The sequence below is a fragment of the Chloroflexus islandicus genome, from assembly GCF_001650695.1.
Taxonomy (GTDB): Bacteria; Chloroflexota; Chloroflexia; order Chloroflexales; family Chloroflexaceae; genus Chloroflexus; species Chloroflexus islandicus.
On record NZ_LWQS01000113.1, the window covers coordinates 1 to 1391 of the forward strand.

Consider the following 1391-nt stretch of genomic DNA (forward strand, 5'->3'; position numbering starts at 1 on the left):
CGCGCTCCGTCGCTGCCCCATCGGCGGGCGAGCCGCCCGCGCTCCGTCGCTGCCCCATCGGCGGGCGAGCCGCCCGCACTCCGTCGCTACCCCTTCCGCAAGCGAGCCGCCCGCGCTCCGTCGCTGCCCCTGCCGCAGGCGAGCCGCCCGCGCTCCGTCGCTACCGCTCGCCCGCTCTCACGCGCTTCGGTTCAGAGGCTGATGGCACCCGGCCCCTCGCCCGCTGGGGGAGGGGTGATGAGGAGCGCAGCACGAGGCTTTACGGCATTGCACAGCGATCAACCGTTGTACGCAACCAAAGCGTTGCCCGCCCTTCAGTGGTTGAGGGGCGGGCAACGCTTTGGTTGTGGGTAGAGTGCGCTACGCCTCTTGAGCCACCAAATTAGCCACAATCGCACCGGACGCGATCACGCCGGGCAGGCCAGCACCGGGATGGGTACCGGCGCCAACGAGGTATAGGTTATCGATATCCTCCGAGCGGTTATGGGGGCGGAACCACGCCGACTGGGTGAGGATCGGCTGGATGGAAAAGCCCGCGCCGAGATAGCTATTGAGCGCATCGCGATAGTAGCGCGGATCGACCATATGCTCGACCACGATATGGCGGCGCAGATCAGGCATATAGTGCTCTTCGAGGAATGAGAGGATGGCCTCGCGCAGCCGCGGCCCGGCGGTGGCCCAATCGATCGGCGCCGCCAGATTGGGCACCGGCGTCAGCACATAGAGCGCCTCGTGACCGGGAGGGGCTAGGGTCGGATCGTTGTGGGACGGACGATGCAGATAGAGCGAGAAATCGTCGGCTAGCCGCTTCCGGTTGAAGATATCGTCGAGCAAACCCTTGTAGCGTTCGCTAAAGATAATATTGTGCTGCACCAAGCGGCCATCGTCGTAGCGCCGGTTAATGCCGAGATAGATCACTGCCAGCGACATACTATAGCGCATACGGCGCAGCCGGCGATCGGTCTGCACCTTGCGATAGCGCGGCGGGATCAGCCGCATATAGGTCTGCGGCACATCAGCATTCGAGACCACAATATCGGCGGGGAAGAGACGGCCATCTTGGGTGCGCACGGCGCGGGCGCGACGGCCATCGATCACAATCTCAACCGCCTTAGCATTCAGCTCAAGCTTACCACCGAGTTCGGTAAAGAGTCGCACCATCGCCTTAACGATAGCGCCAGTACCGCCGCGAGCGTGATAGACACCCCACTTGCGTTCGAGGTAATGCACCATCGCGTAGATCGAGGTAGAATCGAACGGATTACCGCCGATAAAGAGCGGATGGAACGAGAAACAGCGGCGGAGAAAATCATCTTGGAAGAACTGAGAAACAAACCGGTAAACGCTCTGATGTGATTTGAGGCGGATGAGGTCAGGGGCCACTCGCAGCA

The 1391-nt window shown here is 62.3% G+C and carries 1 protein-coding gene; it reads right to left on the reverse strand.

Annotation, left to right across the window (positions count from 1 at the left end; translation table 11 throughout):
* Positions 1–360: 360 nt before the first annotated feature.
* Positions 361–1391: phytoene desaturase family protein (crtI, locus tag A6A03_RS18790; RefSeq protein WP_066791339.1), on the reverse strand; the 1031-nt coding region annotated here is incomplete at its 5' end.